The sequence below is a fragment of the Streptomyces alkaliterrae genome (genome assembly GCF_007097205.2).
Lineage (GTDB): Bacteria > Actinomycetota > Actinomycetes > Streptomycetales > Streptomycetaceae > Streptomyces > Streptomyces alkaliterrae.
This window is the reverse complement of the sequence record NZ_VJYK02000445.1, coordinates 1-3,222: the sequence shown is the minus strand read 5'-3', so window position 1 is coordinate 3,222 and position 3,222 is coordinate 1. Positions and strand designations below refer to the sequence as shown.

3 protein-coding genes, 1 tRNA gene and 1 pseudogene are annotated in these 3,222 nt (G+C 69.0%); 4 read left to right on the top strand and 1 reads right to left on the bottom strand.

Features of this window, described 5'->3' with window-relative positions:
* From repSA to FNX44_RS25325, 3 genes are all read left to right on the top strand, one after another.
* Positions 1 to 1,168, top strand: a 1,168-nt coding sequence (gene repSA, locus FNX44_RS28320) for a replication initiator protein RepSA (RefSeq protein WP_143651318.1), incomplete at its 5' end; no start/stop codon positions are given.
* Positions 1,165 to 1,464, top strand: coding sequence for a helix-turn-helix transcriptional regulator (locus FNX44_RS25330; RefSeq protein ID WP_143651317.1), 300 nt, complete (start codon positions 1,165 to 1,167; stop codon positions 1,462 to 1,464). The genes repSA and FNX44_RS25330, both read left to right, overlap by 4 nt.
* Entirely contained in the window at positions 1,461 to 2,720 is a 1,260-nt protein-coding gene (locus FNX44_RS25325) for a tyrosine-type recombinase/integrase (protein WP_323369666.1), read from the top strand. The genes FNX44_RS25330 and FNX44_RS25325 overlap by 4 nt, the downstream gene beginning before the upstream one ends.
* 72 nt (positions 2,721 to 2,792) lie before the next feature.
* Here the strand turns inward: FNX44_RS25325 and FNX44_RS25320 are convergent.
* Positions 2,793 to 2,866, bottom strand: a tRNA-Pro gene (locus tag FNX44_RS25320).
* Between the two features lie 112 nt (positions 2,867 to 2,978).
* Between FNX44_RS25320 and FNX44_RS25315 the strand changes: the two are divergent.
* Positions 2,979 to 3,222, top strand: a pseudogene (locus FNX44_RS25315) (GNAT family N-acetyltransferase); the annotation flags it as partial.

Genomic DNA, 3,222 nt, shown 5'->3' with positions numbered 1-3,222 from the left:
GGTGGCCTGCGGGAATCGTCGAGCCTCACGCTGCCCGTCCTGCGCCTGGACCTACGCCGGAGACACCTACCACCTCATCCGCGCCGGACTCACCGGCGACCCCAACAAGGGCATCGCCCGGACGGTACGCACGCACCCCAAGGTGTTCGCCACCCTCACCGCCCCGTCCTTCGGCGCGGTCCACAACCGGCCCGCCACCGAGGTCTGCGCCTGCGGCACCCGCCACCCCGACAACGCCCCCGTCCTGGGTACGGCGATCGATCCGGACAGCTACGACTACGCGTCGGCGGTGCTGTGGAACAACCACGCCGGAGACCTGTGGCGCCGCTTCACCATCTACCTCCCCCGGGAGATCGCCTCCCGCGCCGGCATCACCCAACGCGAACTCCGCGAAACCTGCCGGGTCTCGTTCGGGAAAGTCGCCGAATTCCAACGCCGAGGCGCCATCCACTTCCACGCCATCGTCCGCCTCGACGGACCGTCCGGGCCGGACTCCCCGCCCCCGGCCTGGGCCACGGTCACCCTCCTGGACGACGCAATCCGCGCTGCTGCCGCCCGTGTCCTCCTGGTCCTGCCCGGCCGCCACGGCCAACCGCTCCGCGAACTGCGCTGGGGGCGACAGGTGGATGTCCGGCCCATCACCGGGGCCGGTGGGGATACGGAGCTGACCGAACGGGCCGTGGCCTCCTACGTCGCCAAGTACGCCACCAAAGCCGCCGAGACCACCGGCACGCTGGATCGGCGGATCGGGGAGATGGCAGAGCTGGACAAGGTCCCGGACCTGCCCGACCACACCCGCCGCCTCATCCGCGCCTGCCGCGACCTCGACGACGCCTTCCCGGATCGCCGCCTGTGGGCGTGGGCACACATGCTCGGCTTCCGCGGCCACTTCTCCACCAAATCCCGCGCCTACTCCACCACCCTCGGCGCACTCCGCCAAGCACGCGCCGACTACCGCGCCACCCAAGAACGCCACGCGCTCGGCCTCCCCGACCCTGACGAACACGACGGCTCCACGCTCGTCCTCGCCCACTGGTCCTACGCCGGCCACGGCCACACCCCCGGCGAATCCTGGCTCGCCGCCCGCATCCGCGACGACCTCAACCACAACCGCGACATCGCCCGCGAACTCCGCAACAGCTACGACACCGAGGAGACTTGGACATGAGCCGACTGCTGACGGTGGCGCAACTGACTGCCCTGCTGGGGGCTGCGCGCCGAGAATCAGAGACCGAAGAGGCTGGCACTGACCTGCTGCACAGTGGTTGGTACACGACGGAGGAGGTAGCTGAGCTGATCGGCGTGGACTCCTCGACATTGCGGCGATGGCGCACCGCCCGGCCGATTCAGGGCCCGCCGTTCGTTCGGCTGACCTCGCGGGTCATCTTGTACAGCGTTCCTGACGTCCAGCAGTGGCTCATCTCGCGGCGTGTTGACCCGGCTGACGGGGCTGAGGCGGCGTGACGAAGCAGCAGCCGCCCATGGGCGTGAAGCTCTCCACGGACGTTGAGTACCGGCCTGGCTTCCCGAACCCCTACCGGGCCCGGGTGCGCTGGTTCGATCCGGAAACTCGGCGACGGCTCTCTCGGTCGGAGATGAGGGCGACCCCCGAGGCCGCTGAGGAGTGGATCGACCGCATGGAGCGCCTGGCGTTTCGTGGCGTTACTCCGGCCACGGCGACGATGACTCTGGCGGAGTACGGGGCCGAGGACTCCGACGTCTGGGGCCTGGCAATGCGCGGGTTGGAGCGAAAGACCATGGACCCTTACCGCGCTGGCTGGCGCCTTCGGGTTCTCCCGACGCTGGGTCACCTGACGGTCTCGGCGATCACCAACGGGGTTGTCGACCGGGCTGTACACGCTTGGATCGCTGACCAGAACAGCCGCTCCACGGTGAAGAACAGCATCGCCGTGCTCGTCCGAGTGCTCGAACAGGCCGTCCGTGACGGGCTCATCGACGTCAACCCGGCCCGGGTCACCGGGTGGCAGCAGGAGTACAAGCAGGCGGAGGACGAGCTTGACGACCCTCGGTCGCTGGCGCTGCCGAACTGGAAGGCGCTCAAGGCTTTGTCGGCCGCCTTGGTAGAGCGTTCCTCCGGGCGGTATGCCGGGTGGGGTGAGGTGGTGGAGTTCGCGGCCTGCACCGCGGCTCGCATCGGGGAAGTGTCCGGCGTTCGCGTGCGGGACATCGACATCGACAACTGGACGTGGAGCGTGTGTCGTCAGACCACTCCGGCACCGGGCGGCCTGGTCGACAAGGGGACGAAAGGTAAGCGTCGCCGGACGGTGCCGATCATTCCGGAGATCCGCCCACTCGTCGCTGAGCGGCTCGCCGTGCTGAACGGGAAGCCCGACGCACGGTTGTTCACCGGTCCGCGCGGTGGTCGGATCACGACTGCGGTACTCCGCGATGCCACGCATTGGGATGAAGTGGTGGTCAGCCTCGGCTACGAGTACTTGCGGCGGCACGACCTCCGCCACACCGGACTGACGTGGATGGCCGACGCTGGTGTGAAGGTGCACGTGCTCCGCTTGATCGCCGGTCACGGCTCGCTGAGTACGACCCAGCGGTATCTCCACCCCAGTCAGCGCTCGATCCAGGAGGCCGGCGCCGCGCTGAGCGCTCACCTCGGCTCCGCCTCGCCGACCGAGCGGGAGGACGGTGGTCCCAAAGTGGTCCCACCGGAGCGTTCGCGCGGGCACTTGCGGCTGGTCCGCTGACGCTCTCGCCGAAACGGACGAAGGCCCGTTGAGCTGGAAGAACTCCAGTTCAACGGGCCTCTTCGTACACCGTCGGGACGGCGGGATTTGAACCCACGACCCCTTGACCCCCAGTCAAGTGCGCTACCAAACTGCGCCACGTCCCGGTGCCTCGGCGGCTTGGGGATCTTGCCCCTTGCCGGCCGCGCACGAGAACAATACCGCACTTCGGGGGGTGCTTGCGCGCACCTTCGGGGGTGTGGGTGCGAGCATGGCGGTATGAGTGCGACGCAAGCGGTGACCGCGCACACCTCCGAGCTGGACGCCGGCACACTCCAGACGGCACGGACGCTGGTGGAGGAGTCGTTCACGGTGGAGTACTCCGGGGCGGACTGGGAGCACGGGCTCGGTGGGATGCACGCCCTGGTGTGGGAGGAGGGGGAGCTGGTCGCGCACGGGAGTGTGGTGCAGCGGCGGCTGCTGCACGAGGGCCGGGCGCTGCGGACCGGCTATGTGGAGGGGG